The sequence below is a fragment of the Bradyrhizobium altum genome (genome assembly GCF_020889705.1).
In the GTDB taxonomy this organism is placed as follows: Bacteria; Pseudomonadota; Alphaproteobacteria; order Rhizobiales; family Xanthobacteraceae; genus Bradyrhizobium; species Bradyrhizobium altum.
Map to the genome: position 1 here is coordinate 1 of NZ_JACMYP010000611.1, position 510 is coordinate 510.

Consider the following 510-nt stretch of genomic DNA (forward strand, 5'->3'; position numbering starts at 1 on the left):
GCATCGATCTTGAGGCAGTCGTGCTGAGCCATTTCGGCTCCTTGATCCCAAGTCAGCGTGCGACGTAGTTCTTCGGGCAAAGTGATGATGGTGCGCGAGATCGCGTCCCGCACAGCTTCCGTCCCGTGTCCCGATAGCGCAGGTCCGTTCTTCTTACGCGGAGCTTCGCCATGCCCCGCTAACCGGGGAAGGTGCAATAGCATTGTGAAGCGCGTCGTGCGTTCGACCAACGTGCCGATCGCCGAGCTGCCAAGACCGAGAATGAGGTCTCCCTCCCAATGTCCCGGCACGGCTCGATCGGCCGCTTCAGCGGGGCGCTCGCTGATCATGATCTCCGGCGAGCTTGCCCCGCCTGCGTACGCGCCCCCTGGGCACACGCAACACGCGTCCGGTTCGCAAGCAGGCCGTCAGTTCGCTGCGTAGTACACCGCGGCCCTGAACGAAGAGAGCCTGATAGATGGCTTCGTGGCTGATGCGCATCGTCTTGTCGTCCGGGAAGTCGATCGGCAA

The 510-nt window shown here is 62.7% G+C and carries 1 pseudogene; it reads right to left on the reverse strand.

Annotation, left to right across the window (positions count from 1 at the left end):
- Positions 1-510: pseudogene (locus H8B02_RS47715) on the reverse strand (transposase); the annotation flags it as partial.